At 50.5% G+C, this 24,595-nt stretch carries 16 protein-coding genes and 1 pseudogene; 6 read left to right on the top strand and 11 right to left on the bottom strand.

All coding sequences use genetic code 11. The features are described from left to right. Positions 1–2 precede the first annotated feature (2 nt). Positions 3–1,277, top strand: coding sequence for a glycosyltransferase family 4 protein (locus ACZ5DH_RS15315; protein ID WP_464255097.1), 1,275 nt, complete (start codon positions 3–5; stop codon positions 1,275–1,277). Here the strand turns inward: ACZ5DH_RS15315 and ACZ5DH_RS15310 are convergent. After that, positions 1,272–2,420 carry a glycosyltransferase gene (locus tag ACZ5DH_RS15310; RefSeq protein WP_464255096.1) on the bottom strand — a complete coding sequence of 383 codons (1,149 nt, stop codon included), beginning with the start codon at positions 2,418–2,420 and terminating at the stop codon, positions 1,272–1,274. The two genes, ACZ5DH_RS15315 and ACZ5DH_RS15310, sit on opposite strands and share 6 nt — an antisense overlap. Before the next feature lie 232 nt (positions 2,421–2,652). Here ACZ5DH_RS15310 and ACZ5DH_RS15305 point away from each other — a divergent pair, with 232 nt between their 5' ends. Beyond that, on the top strand, positions 2,653–5,913 hold the full coding sequence (locus ACZ5DH_RS15305; RefSeq protein ID WP_464255095.1) for a DEAD/DEAH box helicase: 3,261 nt from the start codon (positions 2,653–2,655) through the stop codon (positions 5,911–5,913). A gap of 132 nt (positions 5,914–6,045) precedes the next feature. Next, the gene (locus ACZ5DH_RS15300) at positions 6,046–6,927 is read left to right on the top strand and encodes an SWIM zinc finger family protein (RefSeq protein ID WP_464255094.1); all 882 of its coding nucleotides are present in this window, start codon (positions 6,046–6,048) and stop codon (positions 6,925–6,927) included. Positions 6,928–7,657: 730 nt separating this feature from the next. Here ACZ5DH_RS15300 and ACZ5DH_RS15295 read toward each other — a convergent pair. Together ACZ5DH_RS15295 and ACZ5DH_RS15290 are read right to left on the bottom strand one after the other, a co-directional pair. Further along, positions 7,658–10,477: a DUF927 domain-containing protein gene (locus ACZ5DH_RS15295; RefSeq protein WP_464255093.1), complete on the bottom strand. Its 2,820-nt coding sequence runs from the start codon at positions 10,475–10,477 to the stop codon at positions 7,658–7,660. Positions 10,478–10,616: 139 nt separating this feature from the next. Further along, positions 10,617–10,856, bottom strand: a complete 240-nt coding sequence (locus tag ACZ5DH_RS15290) for a hypothetical protein (protein ID WP_464255092.1) — start codon at positions 10,854–10,856, stop codon at positions 10,617–10,619. A gap of 124 nt (positions 10,857–10,980) precedes the next feature. Between ACZ5DH_RS15290 and ACZ5DH_RS15285 the strand changes: the two genes are divergently transcribed. Beyond that, entirely contained in the window at positions 10,981–11,199 is a 219-nt protein-coding gene (locus ACZ5DH_RS15285; protein WP_464256573.1) for a HipA N-terminal domain-containing protein, read from the top strand. Between the two features lie 149 nt (positions 11,200–11,348). Then, a pseudogene (locus ACZ5DH_RS15280) lies at positions 11,349–12,064 on the top strand (type II toxin-antitoxin system HipA family toxin). Between the two features lie 55 nt (positions 12,065–12,119). Here the strand turns inward: ACZ5DH_RS15280 and ACZ5DH_RS15275 are convergent. The 4 genes from ACZ5DH_RS15275 to ACZ5DH_RS15260 form a co-directional block, all read right to left on the bottom strand. Beyond that, entirely contained in the window at positions 12,120–12,836 is a 717-nt protein-coding gene (locus ACZ5DH_RS15275) for a Fic family protein (RefSeq protein WP_464255091.1), read from the bottom strand. A gap of 163 nt (positions 12,837–12,999) precedes the next feature. Further along, on the bottom strand, positions 13,000–13,824 hold the full coding sequence (locus ACZ5DH_RS15270) for a ParB/RepB/Spo0J family partition protein (RefSeq protein ID WP_464255090.1): 825 nt from the start codon (positions 13,822–13,824) through the stop codon (positions 13,000–13,002). A 253-nt stretch (positions 13,825–14,077) separates the two neighbouring features. Beyond that, complete coding sequence (locus tag ACZ5DH_RS15265; RefSeq protein ID WP_464255089.1) at positions 14,078–15,616, bottom strand: DUF3987 domain-containing protein; 1,539 nt, start codon at positions 15,614–15,616, stop codon at positions 14,078–14,080. Positions 15,617–15,841: 225 nt separating this feature from the next. Further along, positions 15,842–17,677 carry a DUF6538 domain-containing protein gene (locus tag ACZ5DH_RS15260; RefSeq protein ID WP_464255088.1) on the bottom strand — a complete coding sequence of 612 codons (1,836 nt, stop codon included), beginning with the start codon at positions 17,675–17,677 and terminating at the stop codon, positions 15,842–15,844. Between the two features lie 342 nt (positions 17,678–18,019). Here ACZ5DH_RS15260 and ACZ5DH_RS15255 point away from each other — a divergent pair, with 342 nt between their 5' ends. Then, entirely contained in the window at positions 18,020–19,246 is a 1,227-nt protein-coding gene (locus ACZ5DH_RS15255) for a tyrosine-type recombinase/integrase (RefSeq protein ID WP_464255087.1), read from the top strand. Here ACZ5DH_RS15255 and ACZ5DH_RS15250 read toward each other — a convergent pair. The 4 genes from ACZ5DH_RS15250 to pglZ form a co-directional block, all read right to left on the bottom strand. Further along, the gene (locus tag ACZ5DH_RS15250) at positions 19,233–19,502 is read right to left on the bottom strand and encodes a hypothetical protein (protein ID WP_464255086.1); all 270 of its coding nucleotides are present in this window, start codon (positions 19,500–19,502) and stop codon (positions 19,233–19,235) included. The two genes, ACZ5DH_RS15255 and ACZ5DH_RS15250, sit on opposite strands and share 14 nt — an antisense overlap. Positions 19,503–19,526: 24 nt before the next feature. Beyond that, positions 19,527–19,814 carry a helix-turn-helix transcriptional regulator gene (locus ACZ5DH_RS15245; RefSeq protein WP_464255085.1) on the bottom strand — a complete coding sequence of 96 codons (288 nt, stop codon included), beginning with the start codon at positions 19,812–19,814 and terminating at the stop codon, positions 19,527–19,529. A 361-nt stretch (positions 19,815–20,175) separates the two neighbouring features. Continuing rightward, positions 20,176–22,218: a BREX system Lon protease-like protein BrxL gene (gene brxL, locus ACZ5DH_RS15240; protein ID WP_464255084.1), complete on the bottom strand. Its 2,043-nt coding sequence runs from the start codon at positions 22,216–22,218 to the stop codon at positions 20,176–20,178. Between the two features lie 5 nt (positions 22,219–22,223). Beyond that, the gene (pglZ, locus tag ACZ5DH_RS15235) at positions 22,224–24,566 is read right to left on the bottom strand and encodes a BREX-1 system phosphatase PglZ type B (RefSeq protein ID WP_464255083.1); all 2,343 of its coding nucleotides are present in this window, start codon (positions 24,564–24,566) and stop codon (positions 22,224–22,226) included. Positions 24,567–24,595: the final 29 nt, after the last annotated feature.

Here is a 24,595-nt window from a genome sequence, read left to right as displayed (position 1 = left end):
AAATGCCAAGGTTAAATATTATTTATGATGTGTATTCGCTTGGTCAGTGGAATCAGGGAACTGGCTATAGAACGGGTATCGGACGCGTGGGGCTTGAAATACTCAAAGCTTTTTTGCGCAGGGATGACGTCGCCGCTACACTTCTTTCTCCCAATGGCATTGAGGATGATGTATATCAAACATTATGTAATGAAGTTCCCTATCCCTATACATTTTTACGTTTTGAAAATAATACCAGAAGCGCATTAAAATCGTGCGTTGATGCTATTATCAAAAATATGCGAAAATATTGCACACATGAAATGCGCGCTCGAATCAAGCGACTATCACCAGTCAATGTAAATGCTGGGTATAGCACCCCTGACATGCAAAAAAGCAAGATGCTTGCGGAATATACAGATGGGCAACCGTTTTGGTACTTTTCCCCCTACTATGAACCTCCGCTTTTTATAGAACCTTTGCAAAACATTAAAAAAGCAGCCTTTGTACACGATATTATTCCGTTAAAAATGCCTGAATGTTTTATAAATGCACAGGATTCCATGAGCAAGGTGCAAACCATAGCAGAACGGACAGACTTAGTATTTACCAACTCTGCATTTACCCGTGAAGACATCTTGTCTTCGCTAACTTGCTTTACACCAGAAAAAATACATGTGGCATATCTGGCCTGTGATGCGCGCTTTAGACGCGCAGATGAACATGCAGTGGCTGCCGTTAAAGCAAAATACAGGATTCCTCCGGAAAAAAAATTCTTTCTTACATTGTCTACACTAGAGCCGAGGAAAGGGCTTTTGCACGTATTGAAGGCTTTTGAAGCATTATGCAAAAAGCGCCCTGATGCCAATATCTGTCTCGTGCTTGCTGGCCAAAAAGGTTGGAAATGTGATGAAATAACAGAGTCAGCTTCCAAGAGTAAGGATAAAATATTTACAACGGGTTTTATTGCAGACGAAGATTTGCCAGCCCTGTATAGCGGCTGTGAAGCATTCTTGTATATGTCGGAATACGAAGGGTTTGGCTTGCCCCTGCTTGAAGCCATGTCCTGCGGTGCGCCGGCCGTAACTGCTAACACAACGTCTTTGCCTGAAGTAGCAGGCGATGCGGCTTTGGCGCTGCCCCCGCGGGATTTGAACGCGCTCTGCCAAGCAATGATGACACTGCTTGATGACCCAAAATTGTCGCAGCGACTCCGTCTGGCGGGCATTGAGCAGGCCAAAGCCTTTTCGTGGGATAACTGTGCAGAAAAAATAGTACAAGTTATGCGAAATTCATAAACGCGGGTATCTGTTCAAAGTGAGCGTATGTATAAGCTTTTTCAGGCGCTCATGAAAAATGCTATGACTATACTTAGATAGCGCAACCGCATGGCTATTTTTACACTGATCAATGATTTTAGCCTTTGGTTGTGAACACAAATTTTTAACCACAGTCATCAGTTCGTCATCCGAATCGAAGTAGGGTAACTGTAAGTTTTCCGCAACATCTTCCAACGCACCCAGGCGGCGCACCAGCACAAAACACGAGAGCGCGGCCATCTGCAAAGGAACAAGCGGAGCAGCCTCAAAGCTGTGCCCAGGCGTACTTTCCGGACAGCGTGAAGGCACAAGGCAGATTTGCAGGCCAATCTCACGCACCTTCGCGGGCAGATCTTCTACCCATCCGTGAAAATACACGTTCCTCGGACTTTCACGGCGCAGTGCAGCATCAAAATCTGCTGAAGAAAACGCTGCATCGCCCAATACATGAAAATCCATATCTGGAAACTGCCGAGCAAGAACGGGCAAAACATCCTGCCCCTTTTCTGCTGACACCCTGCCCACAATGCCTACATGCCGTAAAGGATGACCAGAAAAACGATCTTCAAAAACTGTTTCTGAGAAGCGGGCATCCAGTCCGTTTTCCACTATACGAACCTTGGGTGAGTCAAAGACGGTATCAAAATGAACCAGTTCTCGCTGGATGAAGAGAGACGGAACCACAATGGCTACGGTGCGCTGCTGCCCGAGGAATAGGCGGAGTAATTTTTTTTCCAGTGATCCGTGATTCAGGTGAACATGGCAGGCGGCCTGCTTGCCAAAAATTCTTTGTGCCAAAAAAGCCACGGGCAACAAGCGGTTTCCGTTAACATAAATCAAGTCTGCGGAACGCAGTGTTGTGAAATTCTGTAAAAAGACTGCAAGGGTATGCACAGCAAGGCGTAGAATATCCGCCATGCTTTTCTTGCCTTGCGTCAGCTCGCAGTACGGAGTTCGCCGCACTTCAACGCCCAGAGACTCAAGCTTGTCAGCGCAGGAACCTGCGGGAATCAGCACTGTTACTGCAAACCTGTCCGCCAGCGTGGCCTTGACAAGTTCCAGCAAAACCTGTTGCCCTCCGCCCAGTTGCCCATATTGATCACAAAAAATAATATTTTTCATATTGCTAAAGCTTCAATAGTTCGCGGTTCATAGTATTTCAGTTTTATGGGCAGGCGAGGCTTCTTTCGCCCGAACAGGACAATAATCCGTATCGTCTACTGGGTCACATAATCTGGTCATCCACAAAGCAGTTCTATGCAATTGACGCGCGCCACACCTGAAAGTAGTGTATGTTAATGGGCTTGGCGTCATGTTGTCATCCTCGCCTTCCAGAAGCAAGAGGTAAAAGCCAATGATTATCCTTCACGCGGCGCAGACGGAGATGGGATTACTGCTTTGGGGCGAGAGTTCGCCAGCCTCTCCAGTATCTTCCGCTCCTTCTTCCGATGTTGCTGCGGTGGAGGGCGCAGCCCCGGCACTCTCCCCGAAGCGCACTTCCGGGAAAAAAACCGCAAGCCCCTTCTCGTCTGCCACTTTTCCCGCCATTTCTCCGTTTGACGCCGGGCAGGCCGCCCTTGATGCAATTCTGACCGAGCACCTTGACCTTCCGCCAGGCGCTGCAAGCCCGTTTGAGGCCATGGCCTGGCTGCCATCCACAAAATCTGGCCCCGTGCCGTCAAATCGGCTCCTCCACGATGTGGAGTACTCTGGCAAAACAGTGCATCTACGCCCCTGGCGCGTTTCAGCCAAACGGCTCGATAGCCAGGAAGCCATCATTGTTCTGGCAAATTGCGCAGGCAAGCAAACTCTCGCCCATGGCGTTCTTTTTGGGCATGACCTGGTTTATTGGGCGGAAATGCTCAGGTTCGCCGGGGGGCTTGTTGCCAAGCAGCACTATCTGCCCGGCGTGCGGATGGTCGACGGCCATTACCGCGCCGTATGGGAGCCGGTGATAACTGCGGAGGATCAGCCACGCTTCGCCGCTTTTGCCTCCGCCATGCCCCCATCGGCCAGAGCCTTGACCAAGTCTGACGAAAAAGCGCCGCCTTCCACCGCAGCCGCTTCTGTGCTGCGCGCTTTTTTGACGGACATGGTGGACGCCCTTGTCCGCTCCGTCATACCGCAAGCATCGTCGAATAAAAAGAGCCAGGCCAGCACCTCCAGCACATTACGCGCATCATGGTCGCAGCTCGAGGCGGAGAGCGTGCATGACGCCTGGCTGGCCGCCCTGCGCTCGCCAGATGGACGCATAGACTGGCCCCAAAAGGACGTGGAAGTCCTGAAAAACACGCTCGCCCGTTGGAAACGCCCCATAACGGTTTTGTCCAAATCCCCGGTGCGGCTCTGTTTCAGGCTCGAAGAGCCCGTAAATGACGACGCGGTCCTGGACAATGCTCTCCCTGCCTCTCCGACGGAGGGCGATTCCGTCTGGCGGGTTTCCTATCTTCTGCATCCACATGACGACCACAGCCTCCTGCTCCCCATACGGGATCTCTGGTCAGGCCCCAAAAAGCGTGCTTCGATAGTGAAGCATCTGGGCGCGGATGCCAGGGAGTATGTGCTTTCGGCGCTGGGCCAGGCATCCGGCATTTCGCCGGAGATTGCGGCCAGCCTCAAGGATGCCGCCCCCGAAGGCTACAGCCTGGACGTCCAGGGCGCGCACAGTTTTTTGACGCACACGTCCCTGGCTTTGGAGCAGGCCGGGTTCGGCGTCATGCTGCCTTCGTGGTGGATCAGCAAAGGCGCGAAGCTCCGCCCGGTCATTCAGTCCAGGGCGGCGTCCCCCAAACTACGATCTTCAAGCGGTCTTTCCCTTGATACCATTGTGGAGTTCGACTGGCAGGTTTCGCTGGGCGGAGAGCCCATAACCTATAAAGACCTTCTGGCTCTGGCCCGGCTCAAGGTTCCTCTGGTGCAGGTGCGGGGGCAGTGGGTGGAGGTCAATAGCCAGGAAATTTTGGCCGCCGCTGATTTCTGGAAGAAAAACAGCAAGAATGCCGCCCCGGCCCGGGATATTCTCCGTATGGCCCTTGGCAGTGAGGATGCCCCCCAGGGATTTGCCTTTGGCGGTGTGCAGATTGTGGGCTGGCTCAGCGAGTTGCTCGACCAGTTGGAGGGCCGGACGCCCTGCGCGGAATTGCAACCCCCGGCGGAGTTTGGCGGAACTCTGCGGCCCTATCAGGCGCGGGGATTTTCCTGGCTCGCCTTTTTGCAGCAATGGGGCCTGGGGGCCTGCCTTGCCGATGACATGGGCCTGGGAAAAACCATCCAGACCCTGGCCCTGCTGCAAAGATTATGGGCTTCCGACAAAAAGATGCCCAGCCTGCTCATCTGCCCCACATCGGTTGTCAACAACTGGGCCAGAGAAGCGGAAAAATTCACCCCCGAACTGCCGGTCATGGTGCATCATGGGCTTGAGCGCAAAAAAGGAGCGGCCTTCAGGCGGCTTGCGTCCGCGCAGGCGCTGGTCATCTCAAGCTATGGGCTTCTCCAGCGAGATGTGGAGGTCCTGAAGGATATTGCCTGGGGCGGCGTCATTCTGGACGAGGCGCAAAACATTAAAAACCCCGGCACAAAACAGGCCAGGGCCGCCAGGGCAATCCCGGCGGCGTACCGCATAGCCCTGACAGGAACGCCGGTGGAAAACAACGTCGGCGACCTGTGGTCCCTTATGGATTTTCTCAATCCGGGCCTTCTGGGCAACCAGCAAGAATTCCGCAAGCGCTTCTTCATGCCCATCCAGACCGGACGCGATCCCGAAGCCGTCACAAGGCTGAAGCGCCTTACCGCGCCCTTCCTCCTGCGCCGCCTCAAGACAGACACGTCCATCATTTCCGACCTCCCGGACAAAGTGGAAATGAAAGAGTTTTGCCCGCTGACCAGGGAGCAGGCGTCGCTGTATGCCGCTGTGCTTGAAGATCTCAAGCGTACACTATACGAGGTGGACGGCATCCAGCGCAAGGGTGTTATTCTTGCTACCCTGTCCCGTCTCAAGCAGGTATGCAATCACCCCGCCCACTTCCTTGGCGACAATTCGGCCATAGACGGGCGCTCCGGCAAGCTCGCCCGCCTTACTGAAATGCTGGAAGAGGTTCTGACCGTGGGCGACAGAGCCTTGATATTCACCCAGTTCAGGGAAATGGGCGACATCCTCAGGGCGCATTTGCAGGACACCCTCGGCAGGGAAGTACTTTTTCTGCACGGTGGCGTGACACGAAAAGCGCGCGACCGGATGATTGAACGCTTTCAGGATGATGCCCAGGCTCCTCCGATTTTTATTCTTTCACTCAAGGCCGGCTCTACCGGACTTAACCTCACTGCGGCAAACCATGTGTTTCACTATGACAGATGGTGGAACCCGGCGGTGGAAAATCAGGCCACGGACCGCGCCTTCAGAATCGGCCAGCACCGCAATGTGCTCGTGCATAAATTTGTCTGTAGCGGTACGCTGGAAGAAAAGATTGATGCCATGATTGAGCGCAAGAAAGAAATTTCCGACGCAGTGGTAGGGGTTGGCGAGGCGTGGTTGACAGAACTGTCCAACCAGGAACTTCGGGATTTGTTCGCGCTGCGGGAAAACGCTCTGGAGCATTTCAACTTTGAAAAAGTTTAAATGCTCCAACGCTGCACGCGAGTGCATCGCGCCGCAACGCGGCGTGGATTCTGCCGAAAATCGCATTTTTCGGCAGAATGACAACTTTGAGAATGTACATTCTCAAAGTTGATATACTCTAGAGGGGTAAACATGGCCTGGTATCCTGAATATGGCGGCTTTCCTCCATCGCAAGCCCGCGAGGTCAAGGGGGGCATCAAGTCCCAAAGTCGGCGCGGCGGCTTTGGGCAAAACTGGTGGGCCAAACGTTGGATTGAACTTATTGAAAGCTTCGGGCTGGGGGCAAGGCTGACCCGTGGGCGCGCTTATGCCCGCAAAGGGCAGGTCGTGTCCATACAAATGGAAAAAGGCTGCATCTCCGCCAAAGTGCAAGGCTCACGGGCCAAGCCGTATACTGTCACCATGCGGGTCAAACCTCTGGAGGCTGACGCTTGGGCCACCATCGGCCATGCGCTGCGCAAGGAAGCCCTTTTTGCCGCCGCTCTTTTGTTCGGCCAGATGCCGGAGGGCATTGAAGAAATTTTTAAAAAAGCCAAACTGTCGCTTTTTCCGGCAAAGAAGGATGATTTTACAACCGACTGCTCGTGTCCGGACTGGTCAAATCCGTGCAAGCATATTGCCGCTGTGTACTACCTTGTGGCAGAGGAATTTGACCGGGATCCCTTTTTACTGTTCAAGCTTCGAGGGATCGAGCGGGAGGCCCTCCTGGAACTGCTGGGGACTGGCGCAAGCGATGCTGAAACCGATCCTGATGCCAGGCAGGAAGAGCCTGAATCGCTTCCCGGCGATCCTGTACCGTTTTGGGGCTACTGCGCAACGCCGATTGAACTTGGAGCGGTCATGCTTCCCGCTGTTGCCGCCGCCCTACCCCGGCGGCTTGGCGGAATCCCCTTTTGGCAGGGGAATGAAAATTTTTTGGATACGATGGTGGACGTGTACGGTGCGGCAAGTGATGTGGGCCTCAACTGCGCTATAGGCTGCAATATCGGGGGAGAAATTCCACAAGCGGAGTAGGTTCTTCTCACTCGGCAACGACGATTTTGATAACGAGCTGGGATTTCAAGGTGTTTTTGGAGGGCGTGACCACGTTGCACAACAAAAATGAACTTCGCACAAACGCTGCTGTGCGCAATTTTGTCTCGATGTCCCGCAATTGCCAAACGTTTCGGGCATCGCACAAACGCACTGGCGCACAGGCGCACAAACAAAATGCTGTTCCTGCTCTTTTTGGCAACGTTGGCGCATCAAACGCCCCGGTTAGAGCAATTTAACTTTTAAATTGCTCAGACGTCTGCGTGAGCAGACGTTCGCTACGGAGGCGTAAGCGCAGTTTATCTGCGTGGTTAAACGCCGAAGTGAGCGTGTCTTAAACTTTGAGAATGTATATTCTCAAAGTTAATCTGCTCTAATGTAAAAAGGTTCGTGGCCGCTTCCGCGTCACAGCCATCAAAAAATTCAGGAATGGTTGTTTTATTCAGCCCCAGGGGTTTTTTATCAAGTGGCAGAGCAGGGCAGGGCAGGAGATAGAGGTTGTCGTGCAGATACGCATCATTTTTTCTGACAAGAAAATGGAGTCTATGAATGGTACAAGATCCATGCCTGTAATACCCCATTTCGCTTGCCCTTTTTTGTTCCGTATAAAAACCGCTGTGCGGCTGTGCGTTTGTGCGAAGGTTCAAAACACCAAGAGATTGCAGGTGTTTTATACAGAAAATCGCACAAACGCTTTTGTGCGCCGCACAGCCTAAAAGTCACAATCGCAAAATGTGGCGTCTTTTATCATCGTTATGTCCCGCTCTTCCTGATTCCCACGGCCTTCCCATGCGGAAGGGATGAAGCCATAACCGCGCACGTTTCGCCCCTTGATGCACTTTGTTTGCGTGAGATTTCCCTTGGTGTTCATCAAAAGCCACCCCTGACGCTTCATGTGCTCCAACAATTCATGGCGATTTACTCCTTTGGCAAGGTCGTTGAACGTTGGGCTTGTCATGAATAATCGCAAATCCCCCTTGTCCTCCCATCTATAGCCGGCCAAATCGCGCATGCCTTCACCCAGACCGTCCACATCGGCAAAACGGCTTCTTCCGTGGCGCGCAAAGAAATCCTTAAAGCGGTCAAGAGCTTTCATGATTTCCAGATTGCCGACGCCGCCGCGTTCGTCAAGCCAGACGTTGAACCAGTCCACAACGGCATCATGGGCGCTTTCCGGTGTCCAGGGCAGAACGCCTGCCCTTGCAGCGAACATACTGGCCGCGGCAATCAGCCCAAACTTAAGGGCCACACGCCGTACCTGCCCGCAGGCTCCTTCGGGGCAATGTCTTTTTGTGAACATGTCGATATTATTATTGATCTCATCGAGATTCATATCCAGTTCATGCCCGCCAGCGCCACACAAAACCTTCAGAAAAGCACGCAATGGTGTCCCATAGTAATTTCGGGAGGCAGTTTTAAGGTGCTCACTCAGTGCCGCTGGATTTTTGAAGCCATGCAAAGAGGTATGGACATTTTTACCTGTGCCTCCGTCAATGGGAAGATTGATCACACGTACGTTCTGCCCGGCCATGGCCCGGTATTTGCCGGTTTCCTCAATCTTGTCCTCCATGCTCAGTTCGCCTGTGGAAAAAAAGTTGAGCAGCCATTGGTGGGGCTTGCGCTGGGTGGCATCGGCCCGCATACGTTCCTTGCCCTGACCGTTGGGCAGCATGTATGTGACCTGGGACACGGTGTCTGCTGTGGTCTGGCCGATTTCATCAAGAACCAGCAGGCAGTCATTGTGCTGGGCCGCGATGTGCTCAAGGGCATTGTGTGTGCTGCGCCACTGCCGGATAAAGCCCTTGCCTTCGTTGCCACCGCAGAGACTGCCAGCCAAAAGCGCCAGGGTTGTTTTGCCCGTGGACGATGGGCCGTACAGGTGCAGGCCGCCCCCTTCCATTTCACAAGGGCGCAAAAGCGGCCCGGTCAGGGCAAAGGACGCAACCAGCATGAGCAGCGTGTTGCCCTGGCAATAACGGCCCACATGCTCCTGCCACTGCTCCAGTTCCCCTGCATGGTTGAATAGACCGTGTTCCTGCGTGTAATGGATTTCTTCATGCGCCCCCCCGCCAAAAATCGCGTCCGGCAGGACGTAGCACCTGTCATGCCAACCCAGGCGCTCAACATTGGTAAAAATTTTGTCGGAACCCGCCAGACGCAGGTAGTCCATAATAAATTTATCCATTCGCCCGCCCGACAATTCAAGGCCATGCTCACAAAGCCGTCCAAGGACGACATCGCCGCGCCCCACACATTCCTTCATGGTGATGGTCAGTTTTTGTTCTCTGCCATCGGGCGTCTGCAATTCCACCAGCCTCGCCCAGCCCGTACCGTCCGTATTGCGCATCTTGCCAAGGACTTTTAACGGGCTGCACACCTTGAAACTGTCGCCCTCCATCATGCCACGAGAGGGCGAGTAGTACAGGCCGTCATTTTGAGAACTGAAGGAGCCTACCGCGACCACAATGTCGCTCTGGCGTTTGCGCTCAAGATCAAGCGGGCCGCGCACCTTGCAGCGGGGGTTGCACTGAAAAAATTCCTGAATTTCCCCACAACTGGCTGGATACCCCTTATACAGCGCATGCAGAAACTTGGCACGGGTCTTTTCCGGCGTGTACTCCGGATGGGGGTGGCTATATTCCTGCGCCAGCTCAAGCCCTTTTTCTCCCAAAGGAGCCAGCACCCGCAGCATCATGAACCATTCCGGCTCGCTGAGTGTTGCTGCCTGTTCACGGCAATGGCGCATGAACTGACATTGGGAAAGCGCATGCAGGTTGCAACTGCGCTGATCAGACGATTGCAGATCCATCAGGATTGTATCGTAGAGGCTTGTCATCTGCGTTGCCTTGGGTGGCACGGTCTGTATGGTCCCCGCTCTTGGCGTCTGTGTCAGTTCCAGTAACGAATCGATTTCCCATTCAAAAAATTCCTCAACGCTGACCTGCACTTTGTAACGTCCGTCAGGGCGCCTGATGTTGGGAGCCCTCAGCAAATGCCCCTTGCCCATGCAATACAGGCTTATGTCCACAAGATCGCCGACCGTCTTACTTCTGAAATCATCGGGTACAGGCTTGCCCAGCGCCAGCAAGCCCAGGTTACGGCAAATTGGGGAGTGCTGAAAAAGCCGTTTCAGCATTTTCAAATGCAGCTTTGGCAGGCAGGGGTGTCCGTTTTCTCCGCCAAAGATTTCTGATGGAATACGGATATGAACGCCTTTGCTGCCGCTCATGAAGTAATCGAGCATGGCAGGATCAAAATCATCATACCGTGCACACAAATCCTTAACAAAATCCCGTGCGCCCACGATGGCGAGAAACGGCGCTTCCCTGCAGTCTATGTCCAGCCAGAGATCGCCGTAGCGCATGGGTTCGGGTTTCCCCTTTTCCGGCTCGTAGGCGAAGCTCATGGTCGTGAACGCCTTGCAGCCCTGTTCAAGCGCCTGGGCACGCGATTCAGGCGAATCTTCTATAAGTGTCCAGTGGCCATGGCCAGATGCTGGTGTTCCAGCGTAGACAAATTTTTTCGCATTCATGATAACATCCTTATTCTTCAGTCCACTACAGGGTGAATTATTCCGAAACGGGTAAATACTTGCCGCATAGCATAAAGAAAGGGGCATGAAAAAATTCATACCCCTGCGGTTGTTCGTTGCTGGTGTTTTTTGCGGTCAGTTACTGCCGCACATGCTGCTTGAGCCATTGGAGGAAGCTTCGACGCTCATAGCAGACTTTTTTTCTGATGCGGATCTTCACCCTTGGCCCTTCCCCTGTGGCATCAAGATTTGAAAGAGTTTTGGCCCGGATCAAGCCGCCCATCTGCCGGGCCGCCTCCTCACGGGAAAAGACTGGAGGGAGATTTTTCTCCAGTTGATCAAAAAAGATGGTTTCAGATGTGATGTCGCGCATGCTCAATGCCCTCCTTCAAGTTTTGCATACCATATAGGCCTGCATCAGCCTGATTCAGGGGGGGGCATTGCGGCATCGGCCTACACATCGTCGTTGACGCGGAAGAGAACAGACGAACCGGGGTGGCACGATACTGTTCCAGTACGCGCCGGAATTTCTTGATTCTGGAATCAATATTTCGCCATTCAGGCTCCCGCTCAGCCCGGAGGTAAAAGAAGACCCCAAGCGCACCTTTGACGGTTTGTTTGGCGTCTTTAACGACAGCCTGCCGGATGGCTGGGGACTCCTTCCACTGGACAGGGCTTTGCGCAAGAAAGGTTCATCTCTGCATGCCTGTCTGCCTTTATAACGCCTTGCTATGGTGGGCACGCACGGGATGGGAGCGCTGGAGTATACCCCGGCACCAGATGATGCGCAGGGAGAGACCGACGAGTCTGTTTCTGTAGCGGAGTTGGACGCGCTGGCCGAAGAATCTCTCAAGTATTGCGCGACGCCCCTGTGGATGCAAGACAGTTGGACAGGCTGATTCAACTCAACGGCTCATCCGCCGGTGCCAGACCGAAAATTTTGGTAAATGTTACTGATGATTATCGCATTGTGCTCCAAGAAGCTGGAGAGCTCCAAGGCACTCCCTGGATTATCAAGTTCCGTTCCGCGCATGAATCGCCGGATGCAGGCCAAATAGAATACGCCTACTCCATAGCAGCCAGAGAAGCCGGGCTCGATATGCCCGAGACGTACCTCTTTCCGTCCGAGGGCACGCCAGGCTTGGCGTTAAACGCTTTGACAGGGAACAAGGCATGAAGGTGCATGTACACACCGCCTGTGGCCTGCTGCACGCATCTCACCGCGAACCGTCCCTGACCTACGAAAGTCTGCTGCGCCTGACGCTACTGCTGACCAAGGATATGCGCGAAGTATTGAAAATGGTGCGCCTTATGGTGTTCAACGTGCGCTCCGGCAACAAAGATGACCACTCCAAAAACTTCTCCTTCCTGCTGGATAAGGGTAACCAGTGGCGCATGGCCCCTGTTTACGACCTCACCCCATCCGAAGGCATCAACGGAGAACAAACCTGCATGGTCAACAACAAAGGTCTGGGCATTACTGAAAAGGACCTGCAGACCGCTGCGGCCACCGTGGATGTTGATGGCCGGACTGTGCTTGAGATTATTGAGCGGGTGGACGAGGCTTTGGGGAAAGTTAAAAAGTAAAGCACGGAGACAATGCGGTACAACGGTTCTCCGGCTACAAATGAATAAAACGCTATTAATAATTTTTTTCAACTGTCCTTTCAAAGAATTTCATCATATCAGTTGCATTACCTGAATTATAAAAATTTGACAATCTAGTGTGAAATTCTTCTGAGTCCCTATTCATTATGGTTATTGGATAATAACCATGCTTGATTAAAAATCCATTCATCATCAATGATGAAGTTCTTTTATTTGCGTCATGAAAAAATTGAGAGCGTGACATAAAAAGAAATGTGGCTATGGCGGCTTCTTTCGCCTCCACTGTATTTGTTAAAAATGAAAAGCCTTTTTCAGCAATTTGAGAAAGATTTTTATACTTCGGCGGGCTATACTCTACGCCTCCAATTGCGATATCGGAATCCCTGAGTTTTCCCCAGGTCAAAGCATCTTCTTTCCCTACATAATTATGTAGAGAACTGGCTGTGTTCTCATTCAGTGCAAAAGTGCCTTTTGAAAGGAGTTCAATAAGCTTTTTTGCCCCTTCTCCATAATTTTTTACCTGCATCAACTGATCTATGCTTATGCCGCTGACGGATTGCCCTTTCAGAATTGTTTCTGTTTGGGGCAGTGTTGTTGGATTCCGCTCAAGGGTTGTCATGCAATTCCAAGTGATGGGAACGATATTTTTCTGAAATATATAAAGAGCATTTTTTGTGTTGCCAGCATGGGGAATGTTGAAATTTAAGCCCGTAGGCTCCCAGAACATCCCGTTCAAATTTTCTTTCATCATTAGCTACCTCTCTTTTTCCGGCCCTGGCTTCCGTGGCTTCTTTTCAGCACGTCAATTATTCCAGATCTTTTTTGGAAAAGGCCATGCCGGAACAAAGCCAAGTGCAGCATTTTAGCGCTCCCACTTCTCAGGATATATAACCTGCTAATATTTTCCTGCCATATCATTCCGGCTTCAGTGGTGAAGGATGCCGTAAAAAACGTTCAAGCTCTTCAATTAGCATTTTAAACTCCCGTTCAACCTCCCTCCTCAATTCATCTGGCATTGCTTTTTTTGTTTCTCTTGCAATTCTTTCTCTTATTTTTACACAATGAGACTTTAGTGCCGCTGCACGGCGGCAATCCTTAGTTGCCATTTTTTCAGCCACTTCGGCCTCAGTAGGAGTTATAGAATTTTCTTTTTTTTGTTTACGAGCTATTTTTTCCTCAATAGCCTGCTTCATTTTTTCAAATTCAACCTGTTGTCTGTCAGAATTTTTAATTTTTGCAAGCGTTAACAACTTATTTCTTGACCAAAGATGACTTTGCAGGGCTTCAGTTTGCATGCTCATTGGGAGTGCATTCGGTTTTAACATTTCTGATATGGTGCTCGACCCTTTCCCTAGTTTTTCAGAAAGTTGTTCCTGTGTAATGCCAAGATTCTCTATGGCAGCCTTAATAGCGCGGGCCTCCTCCATAGGCAATAATGAGCTACGCTGAATATTTTCTGTCAAAGAAATAATCTGATAATCTCCCGTAACTCTATAAGCAGGCACAGTTGCCAGGGAAAGATCTTTAGCCGCCTTATATCGCCGTTCTCCAGAAACAATAATTTTCTTTTGCTCGATATCCAGCCGATAAAGGAGAGGCACCTGTATTCCAATGGCTGCAATAGAATTTTTGAGATCTTCCATCTGCTCTGGATCAAAATATTTTCTCGGCTGCTCAGGGTCTGGTTGCAGATCAGACAAGGCGACATGCTCAAGCAGAAGAGACTGGTGGGTATCCATTTCTTTCCTCCTTCTCCTCGTGATGACTGAGGGGTGCCCTTGGCGATCCGAAGTCACATCGTTTTCGTATTGCCGCTGACTTTCCATTTCTTATTGCTCTCAAATGGTGGACTTCGGAGTTCCGAAGTCTATCCCCATACGTATAAAATGTTTTGACACCCGTGAATACGTACGCGTCGAACAGTATTCTTACCATGCCCCCATCTAATTTCGCCTTAGATGGGGGGGGGGTATGCACATTAACGTTTAAGATTTAATCCAAGAGATCGGGGTGTGCAACGCACTGCCTGGCCTTGCCGGGTACCACTACCTGCCTAATTGCGTTTATATTTTCAAGGTAGTCCAACGCGGCATGTGTAGATTCTTTATTCATACTGCTTACCCCTTGCATAACGTCACTCGAAGTGAACCTTGCATGCCGATGACGTTTAATCCACTCTATTACCTTTGCAGCGCTATAGTTCGCCTGGAGACCATTTACACCAAAGGCATACTCCGCATGCCTATGGGTTGCGTGGACAATATTTTCGGCAAACAAAATATTCTTTTTGCTTATTGGTCGTTGTTCTATAGTTTTATGGTTTTCCCATATATGGAGTGCAGTAGCTATCCGTACAATCATTCCGGAATATTTGGAAATATGCGCTCGAAAGCCGATCTCTGTTTCAGGCGCTCTACTTAGGAGGGTGGCGTAATGATCTGAAATTTTTTTCAGCTCTTGTTCGGCATCTGTGGCAAGGCGGAGAGTTTGGATTGTTCGCGGGCTGTCCTGTGTATAGCACTCTTTTAATCGGTCACGAAGCATGTCACAGTAGGCTGAAAAGTTATCTTCACACAAGCTGGGTCTCAACATACGGTTACGACTGTTATAGCGATTCTTACCACCAAAACAAACAAGCATCCTTGGAGTAATCCCATTATCTGCCAAACGTCTTGAAGTATATATTTGTCGTACGACACCAGGATTTGTGAGAAGAGCTATATTCATGAAAATTTTTCGTAAACTTTGGGTTCCCATAGATTTTGTTTCATACTGGTGTCTCCCATAGTCATACGCTTTTGCAAATATATCCAATTTTGCCTTTGGGGTATTTATCAGGGTCAAGAAAGTATTTCCTTCATCATCAAAATGGTTGCAACCACCCCCTTGTTGCCTCATTTTTTCATACAGTTTTGGGATAGAGGTCTCATGAAAAAAAAGGCTTGGAGAATATTTGTAATTTGATCCGTTCTCCACTCCATTCTCTGATTCGTTCTGGTGCTCAGCCTGAAGTGTCTCCTCAAGTTCATCAAGAGGCCCCATAATTTTTTTCAGCAGGGCAGATTTTTTGCTTCCAGACTCAGCGCTGACGATTAAATACAGGACAAACGCCTCCACCCAGTCTGAATTGACTTCTATTTGATATTTTCCATGCGTTGCTGCCGCTACCGTTGTCAGCATCAGTAGAAATACTGACAAATGATCCCAATCAAGACTGTTTGCAGCAAAATGCACTGCACTAACCATAAAAGGGGGAAATTCATCAAAATCGATCTCTTGAGCCTCCATGAACCGACAAGTCCCGAGGGGCTCATAACGAAGCTCCCGTTCGTGGGATCGCAACATTCTTTCTATGCAGGCATCTAGCTCAAGCTTGGACATGGCCTTACAAGCTGCAGCATGTTCAATAATTATGCGTAAATTGTCAGTCTCTTGAGCCAAATCACCATAAAGCCGTGTAGATGGCATTCTCCTCCGGCTGGAGGATGGACAAATTTCTGGTTCATATATATTTGGAACGTCCCTATCCATTACATTTCTCCCTCTATCTAAGTTGAGGGTTTACGGTTCAACGAGACGGTATCTTAGAGGCAAATATCAAATTGCATATTTTATACGTTGGACGCTTCCTCAGGCTACATTTATTATTTCAGTATGCTCATCTAGGTGTTTAGAGCAATTTCACTTTGAAATTGCTCTGGCGACTGCGTGAGCGGGCGCCCGCCGCAGAGACGCAAGCGCAATTTATTTGCGCGGTTAAGCGCCGGCGCGGGCGTCTTGGAAGCATTGAGAATGGATATTCTCAATGCGAAAATGCTCTAATAAGTTACCATACTCCAACTTCACAATCACATTTTCATATAAAGTCTCTGGCGGAAATTTTTCGCCATACTGTTTTGCTGCCAGCATTGGCAACTCATGCCCGAAGACTTGCCGAAAATAATCATTTTGCAAACCTCGTTGCTTGAAAAAGTCAGCAAAGGTGTGCCTGAGAGAGTGAAACGTTTTACCAGGGGTATCCCCAAGGGCAGCCGTCACCGCAGCTTTGAACTGCTTGCCTGGCTGTTTGCCGAATTTTACCGCCCTTTGTGATTTTTTCAAATCAGGAAAAAGCCGTATATGTTTTTTCTTCGCAATATCAGCATGGTAGTCTAAAATTCCCAGCGTTATTAAAACGGGATGTATGGGCACGATTCGCCGGGCATTTTTATTTTTCAGCAGTTTTGGCCTGCCAAGTTCATCAAGGCCATTGCTGTTGATGTCGATAACCCAAATTCCCTTTGTCTGGCTTTCATAAATGTCGGTGCAGTGAAGCTGTGCAATCTCTTCAAGGCGCATACCTGTAAAAAGGGCGATGAGGGGGATCCAGTAATAGGAGAGCGATTTGAATTCCTTCCGCAAAAATCTGGGGTGTGAGAAAATCTTGGTAATTTCTTCAGCGGAAAAAGCCTGACGCAATTCAATCGCTTGCCTCGTGTCCTTGATTTGCAGGTGCGTTGCCGGGTTAGATTCCAGAAGGCCTTCCCGAACGTACCATCCCAGCAGGCTCCCCACTGCCTCCACTAAAATGTTGACGGTGGTGACGCTGAGCGTTTTTTCAACTTTGAGCGCAAGCAGTTCCTGAATGCTTTTGTCCTTATAGGCCTTCACCCTCGTGCGATTCGGCGGCAATCGCCGCAGGGTTTCACGAAAATGCCGCATATCTTCACGGGTGATGCTCTCAATGGGCTTATCCCCGATGATGGCCAAAAACTCGCCCAGGCGGCCACGGTGATCTGCCACGCTGTGTTCGCGCCATTCACCATCCTGCAGTTTTTGATGGGTGTACCGCTCCATAGCTTCAGAGTATAGAAGCGCATTTTTCTTTGGTGGCATTGCCTCTATGGGGACCTGTATTGAGACTGAAGAAGGTTCTTTTTCTGCCGTTTCTTTTATTTCACAAGGAAGTTTTCCAAAATCACGTCCGACAATTTCTTCTTCCAGTAAAAAATCCCCACGCAGTCGAGCGACTTCGATGCGGTGCATGGTGATTTGCATTTCGTTATATGCCTTGACTATCTGTAAATAATTCTCTGCTGAAAGTTCTTCCCGGGTAAAGGCTCCAGATCTGAATAAATCAATGAGGCAATCTGGTGCGAGTTTTTCCAGTGATTTTTCAGAATTCCAGCGCAAGAGCATTTCAGCCTGGGATGCCCTCAGTTGGTCGTAGGGAACAGTAATATCGCCCACCACGAGAGCTTTTTTTTCGGAAAGGTCCGCATGATCCTGCGCCAGCATCCGCTGGAGCAGGATATTCATTCGGCGGCGGATTTCTCTGTACTCCAGCATGTTTTCCTCAAGAAACATTTTTTCCACTTCCGCAAGCAGCATACGCGCGCGAAAACGGGCCGCCCGCAGATAGGATGTCCGCAGGCTGAGGCGCAGCTCACTTCGCCCCCAATACAGCCGGGGTTCTTTGGGCAAAGCGTAACGAAAGTAATAGATGCTTCGTTTGAGGCAAAGATACGCAGGAGAACTTTTTTTGTCATCCCCGTAAATACGGAGAGCAGGTACGTAACTTGAAACAGAGGATACGGGAGTGAGAGGCGACATGGGGTTTTCTCCTGACCCGCCAAAAGGGTTTGCACCCGATTTTGACACGTCTATGACCCCGCACTTTGACCCCATAAGCTCCCAAGTGCGAGCTTTTGTCTGATGCCGATGTTGGCAGCGAGACAAAAAAATAAGTCGTTACAAGCTGTTGCTTGTAACGACTTTTGAAAAATGGTGCCGAAGGGGAGACTCGAACTCCCACTCCCTTGCGAGAACTAGACCCTGAATCTGGTTGCGAACTTCCCTTGACTTCCTAGGGATAGTAATTTCAATATGATACGTCATGGTCGAGTTCCCTGGAGCACCCTTGTTTTCCCCCAAAAGTGGGGGCATAGTGGGGGCATGAAAAAGCCAAAAATCAAGACCCAGTACCCCGGAGTCCGCTACTACGAGCACTCTACCCGCAAGCAGCGCAACGGGCAACCCGACCGCTACTACTCCATCCGCTATAAAAAAGATGGCCGTACAGTCGAAGAAGGCATGGGCTGGGCCACGGAGCAATGGAACGCAGAAAAAGCCTTCAAGGTGCTGGCCGGAATCAAAGAGAACAAAAAGACCGGCGCTGGGCCGCAGAGCCTTTACGAAATGCGGAAACAGGCCGCTGCCGAACGTGCCGCCGCCGAGAGAGAGGAGTCTGAAGAATACGTTGCCCATATGCCCTTCCAAGACTTCTTTGAACGGTACTATATGGCGGAAGCCAAGCGATCCAAGCGGAGCTGGCTTACCGACGAGCAACGCTTCAACAAAATCATCAAACCGGCCATTGGCGCAAAACCCCTGTCGGTCATCACGCGGGAAGATATTCAGGCTATCATTGATAACCTGGTGGAGTCCGGTGCCGCCCCCTCTACTATCAAGCAGTACCGAAGCATCATAAATTATACTTTCACTCAGGCCAGCCTCACGAAAGTGGATGGAGCAACGATTTTCACAGGGCAAAATCCCGTTCGCGGCGTCAAGATTCCCCCCATCAGAAATGCCCGTGAACGATTCCTGACTGCCAAGGAAGTAAAGTCCCTGGTCAATGCCGCAAAGAAGTTGCCCTGCATAGACTTGCATGATTGCATAGTTCTTTCGCTGAACACCGGCTTGAGGCTTGGCGAACTTCAGCGTCTGGAATGGCCTGACGTGGACATGGTTCATGCCATGCTTACCGTGCGTGATGAGGCCCATCGAAAGCCGGGCGGCAAAGTGCCGCTGAACGACGCGGCACTGGGCATCTTTAAAAAGCGCCGCAAGCAGCAGGACAAAGAAATACTCACCGGACTGGTTTTTCCTCCTATTGTCGGCGGCAATATGCGCACCAGCCTGACCCATGCATTCAGAGCTCTTGCAGATTCCATCGGCATCAATGACGGCATTAGATTGGACGACCGAGCCAGGCGCATCGTATTCCACAGTCTTCGGCATACCTTTGCAAGCTGGCTGGCCTGCAATGGCGAAGACATATACCGCATCCAACGGCTGATGCGGCATAGAACCATTACCATGACCATGCGCTATGCCCATTTGATACCTGATGCCACCCGTTCCGCCGTCCATAATCTGAAACCGCCTAAAACGCTTTAATGTTGTTTTTGAGCCGTGATACACCCATAGTGCCGATCAGCCAGTTTACAAGCGATTCCGTTGGATACACAACATTGCGGCCTACCTGAAAGGCTCCCAAGGGGCCTTTGCCGGATGAATCCGCATTGGCGAGAGTTTTGGGGGTTATGATACCACCGAGCTGCCGCTCCACATCCTTGCGAGCTATGGTGGGCGGTAGTTTGGACAGCAGCAACTTGCGAAACTCATCTTCCGGTCGTAAAGCAGTCTGTGTCATGGTGGCCTCAATGCAGGTTCAAAATTAAAGATCATTCAAAGTAGATTCCTGCTTTCTATGCAACTTGTACTTGGCTATAAGAGCCAGCATAGTATTGCAGCCGTTTTTCCAAAGCATTTTTTCGCAATGCCTGCGAACTCCGCTAACGCTCATTCCTAAGCGTTCAGCAATCTCCCTGTGCGTGAAGCTACGCATGAAAAGATCAAACACTTCTTTACCACGCGGGGATAGTTTGATTTGCGAAGTACTAGCAGGTGCATCTGCAATGCAGTCCACTTCAAGTTTATGTAACAATTCGCGGGTGGTACGCACCTTAAAATATCTCCTGAGATTCACAAGATGCCAACGAATAGTTCCGTAGGAGACAAAAAGAATCGGAACCATTTCTTTTAGGTCGTATCCCGTGGGCCAGTAGCCCCGCAACCCGCCGCTCCATCCTGGTCAAATTCCGCATAGTGTACCTCCGTGCTACAGTGTCTATAAAAAAGTACATCTTTACAGGCAGTAGCACGGGGAAACCCCTCGCTCACAGTGGCGTTTTGATAGGGTTTTCAAATAACTCGGAAAGTAGTTTGAAATTTGCAAAAAAACAAAGCCGAACGCCAAGTTATTGGAGATCGGCTTTATCTTTGACGATTAAAGACTATTTAAAAAAGTAAATATATACAGTATGTTAATCTAGAATTGCTTTCAAAAAAGCATCTTTGGCATCCGAGTAAAATTGTATATCAATTTTTGTGGCCATGTCATCGGACAGATCAATAAGCTGACGACGACAAGCTACTGGCATCAGGAGTCCAGAAGCACCCTTTTCTATTGCTATTTCTGCAATCTGTACTGGATTATGAATAGCCTCAAGAGAACCTCCAAGATTTATTTCACCTACAACAATAAGTCCTCCGCGCACGCTTTTTTTCAATAAAGCTGTGCATAATGCAATCAGTATAGCAACGCCGAGCTTTGACCCTGACTTTGAAGCATCGAATGACCTGAGTTGAACAGTAAATTCATGCTGGCGCGGGTCTTTATCGCCCACCAATTGCATTGCTCTAGCATAAAGGTTTTGCTCGGCGTAACCCATGCTTTCCTTAAAGGCAGGAGGCACTGGCTTATTGAGTATCTTTACGCCAGATCCAAAACCTTCATTGCTTTCAATGCGGTAGAGGCCAGGGTGCTCATCGCCGCCACCAGGTGAAATAGCCCAAACCTGACCAGGCTCCAATGGGTCTGTACCGATGCAATTCTCTGCTTGAAGTTCGGGAGTTGAAACGAATTTTTCAACGCCATCGTTCCCCATCACATAACTGAAGTGCGTATTTCTGAATTCAGCAGCACCAATGCGCTTTTGCTGTTCTTTCACGCGCCGCCTTGCTTCGAGAGCAATACGAACAGCCCATTCCACGTCTTCAGCAGTAGTAATGCTTTCATCTGGACAAACAAGCTTGAGCAAACCGCTTACCGTCTTATTGACTGCGTTTGTGTCTCGACCAGAGAGAGCACCTCCGAAAAAAACTTTATTTTGAAGCACATGAACTCTGCTTTGATTGCGCAGTTGCCCCCAGCACTCTGACAAGAAATCGCTCACGAGCCCAAAATGGTCAGTCAAAAGTTCCTTGCTGATTTTGGGCACATCCCAGCCAGGTAAGAAAGCATGGATGCGATCCATAAACGCTGTGTCATCTCTCATTTCTGGCGGCATAGGGCCGAACAAGTGCCCGACTCTTTGTTGATGTTCAACATCAACATCAAAGTTGCCTACCAACACAATACTGCCGTCTGCACGGATACTTTCTTTGCCTCGGCTGAATTCGCCGGACTCCATATACCCTTTCATGATATTTACGCCATCTTTCTGGTCAAAAGACACGCCAGAAACTTCGTCAAAGCACACCACGTCGTATTGACATACGAGGCCCCGCTGGCCGGAAGCATTGTTTACAAACATTCTGGCCACGGTGGCCTTGCCGCCTGAAATCAGGTGTGCGTAAGGTGAAACCTGCTGGAACAGATGGCTTTTGCCAGTCCCCCGTGGGCCTAGTTCAACCATGTTGTAGTTACGTTCCACAAAGGGAACCATACGCAGTAAGAGCGCATTACGCTGGCGATCAGATAGCCCCGCAGGCTCTATGCCTATGGAGCGGAGTAAAAATTCTTTCCATTCTGCTGAGGTAAAGTTCTGACGGGCTTTGGCCAGAGTATCAAGAACATCCCGCTTGGATAGTTGAATTTCCCGCAGAGACACAACGCCGAACGGTCTTCCCTTATGCTCCTGAGCAATAACAGCATCATAGCTCAAGGTAATTTCCGCATAGAAACCACCGGTGAACATCCGCTCATGGGCATTGACCAGCTCTGGGCTGATGCGCACATCTGTAAGCCGCAGGCTTGGCAAAGTCGCCACATAGGAATCCGTTTTAGCGTCAAGCCGTGCCGTGATAAGGTCAATAAGTTTGACCTCTCCGTTTTCTCTGGCTCTGGCTTTGAACAGCTCTTCTTCTCCCGCTTTGACAGTACGGGAGGCAAGCTGGCGTTGAACAATTTCCAAGCCTTCATCAATTTCACTTCTATCGGTGCTGGCACAGTATCTACCAAGCAAAAATTCAACAACATAGGTTGGGACAGGAAACAGACGGCTGAATGTTCGCACCAAATCCTTGCGAACAAGATAGCCTTCCAGCGATGATGCGGCCTTTATATCAATGTGATCCATTTCCATTGTTCTCAGCCCTCGCCTATAATGGTTGCGCGTTGTGCAACCAGCGTTCCATTTGCATCAAGTAGAACCGCAAAAGCCTGTTGTCCTGCCAGCTCTTCATTTTCAACGACTACCGAAGCCGTTCCATTTTCTTTAAAAGCCTTTTCAGACACAACTACGCTGGAAGAAGCATCACCAGCTTGTTTGCGTATATCAAACACTCCTGAAAACGCGCCTTCAATGGCAGCGGTACACCGTAATCCTTTCCAAATCACATCAGAAAATACGATGGGCATTTCAGCAGAGGAACGCTCACCTTTTGTCACTGTCAGTTGTAAAGTCAGGCACTCCTGAAGGCTGAGGCCGCCATGTGTATACTCTTGCCCACTTTTAAAGCAACTCACCCCATCGGCAAGGGCCACAAAATGGTTAGGATTCCAATACCAAGGGTATAACCTCTCCTCACAAGCTGCACCGGCTTTCAGCGATGCGCAACGTCCCCATTTATTGTCCGCAAGGGCTATGGGAAGTTCAACCTTGGGCAACCCGCCTGGGAGCAACAGCCAGCCGTGATCTGTGACCACAATGACCTGCTTCCAGCCTGCCGCAAGAAGCTCATTGACACGATCTCGTATTTCCAAGATGCAGGCATCAAGATGCTTTGCCAGTTTCCAACCCCGGTCGTGGCCTTCATGATCAATATCGCCAACTTCGGCCCAGGCCATGCCCTGACCGTCGCCAACTCCGGCTCCTTCCAAGAGAACCCAGCCCGCATCAGCCAACGCTTTCTTCAGGTGGTAGCCTCCCTTCAGCGAATGGCCGGTTTTTGCCACTGAAGGCTCAAAATCAGCCATGTCATCGTGGCCGGTAAAATGGCTTTTAACAGGGCTTACTGCCGGTTTTCCGGTAGCGGTGACACTGGGCAGAGCGGCCCAAACAGGCTTTGCAGCTATGGTATGACCACATAATTCAAGAACCGTTTTTAGGCGTTGGGCTGTGTCAAAGCGCAAGCCGTCAACAAAGAGAAGGCAGTCGCCGGGGTTGAACACAGTATTTTGTGCTGCCAGAGAAGCCCCAGGATAGGAACCCTCAGCAACTATTTTTTGGAGATGCCGTGCAGATGCTTCCATCCACGGAAGGTAGACAGATCGAATGGCAGCGGAAACGGCTTCGACATCGGCTTTGCCGTTAACATGCGCCAACGCCTGCACAGCAGCAGCATCAGCCTGCCAGCCATGACTTGCGTAGCTTTTGACAAGATCATCCACAGACCCGGCAGCCAGGCCGGAGGATGTTTCTGCGAGAGTGGCAAGGTGCGCCAATGCACAGGCTAAAGGAGCCTCGCCAAGCTGTGCCCAAACCAGGGATCGTCTGTGTGCATGATTGTTTTCAAATACCGCTATTTTTGCTCGTGCTTCATGAGGAGGCAAACTGGCAAGGCTCATAAGTTCATTTTGTAAACTCTTTTCCTGCGCCTCGTTCCACTGCGGCCAGCCCTCAAAGTCTTCTGCCTCGTGCGAGAGCCAGATCAGGGTATTACTTGGAGGACTGCATTTTCTGATGTGCGCAGGAATATTCGGGTACCGCCCAGGGGCTTCACAAAAACGCTCCCAAATAGAAAGCCAGGGGCCTTTGTGATTGGCCAGCCTGGTGCATCCCTCAAGAACACCTTCAGTCAACGGACTGAAGGCCAGTTGCGACTTGCATACTTCACAAAACGCTTTCCACTCGTGTTCCTCACGGCTGGCTTGGAAGCTATCTCCCTGGTCAAGCCATTGCAGTACATCACGAGCAGGATCGCCCCCTGTAAGCAGCATATTGAAATAATCCTTGTCCAGCCGCTTACCTTTCAACAAGTTCACATCTTCATCAAGAAGACGGTGCAGCGCAAGCTGCATGGCTTGTTTGGCCTCGCTATCTTGTGCCACGTCCAGCCCAAGACCACCCTGATCGGATTTTAACCAGGCAAGTATTGTCCAGTCCTTGCCATTGCCCTGCGACCAGATTACGCCACGATACTGTAGTTCGGCCAAGGGCTTCAGGTGATCGGCGCAGCTTTCAATGGCCCGCAAATCCTGGCGGCTCACTCCGGGGAGATATAAAACAGGCGTGTGTTCATGCGGAAGCGTGGCATCTTCAATGCAACCCGCCAGAACACAACGCAGCCAGATAGCAGGCCCAGTGCGCTTGTCCGGAGCATAGTCGCCCAAAACCAAGAGTTCCGGCAACCGTGCCTGGAGAAGGGGCATAACGGCTTGCCATTGCCGGTCATGATCTGGCCACAGAATGCAGGCAGGAGCTACCTGTATTTCAGGGTTGAAGACTGCGGCAGCACGGATGGATTTGAGGAGATGGTCTAGGATGGTCATACATACAATACCTTTTCAGCAAACATGTT

Source organism: Desulfovibrio simplex (assembly GCF_055387835.1).
This window is presented reverse-complemented; position numbering and strand designations above follow the sequence as displayed.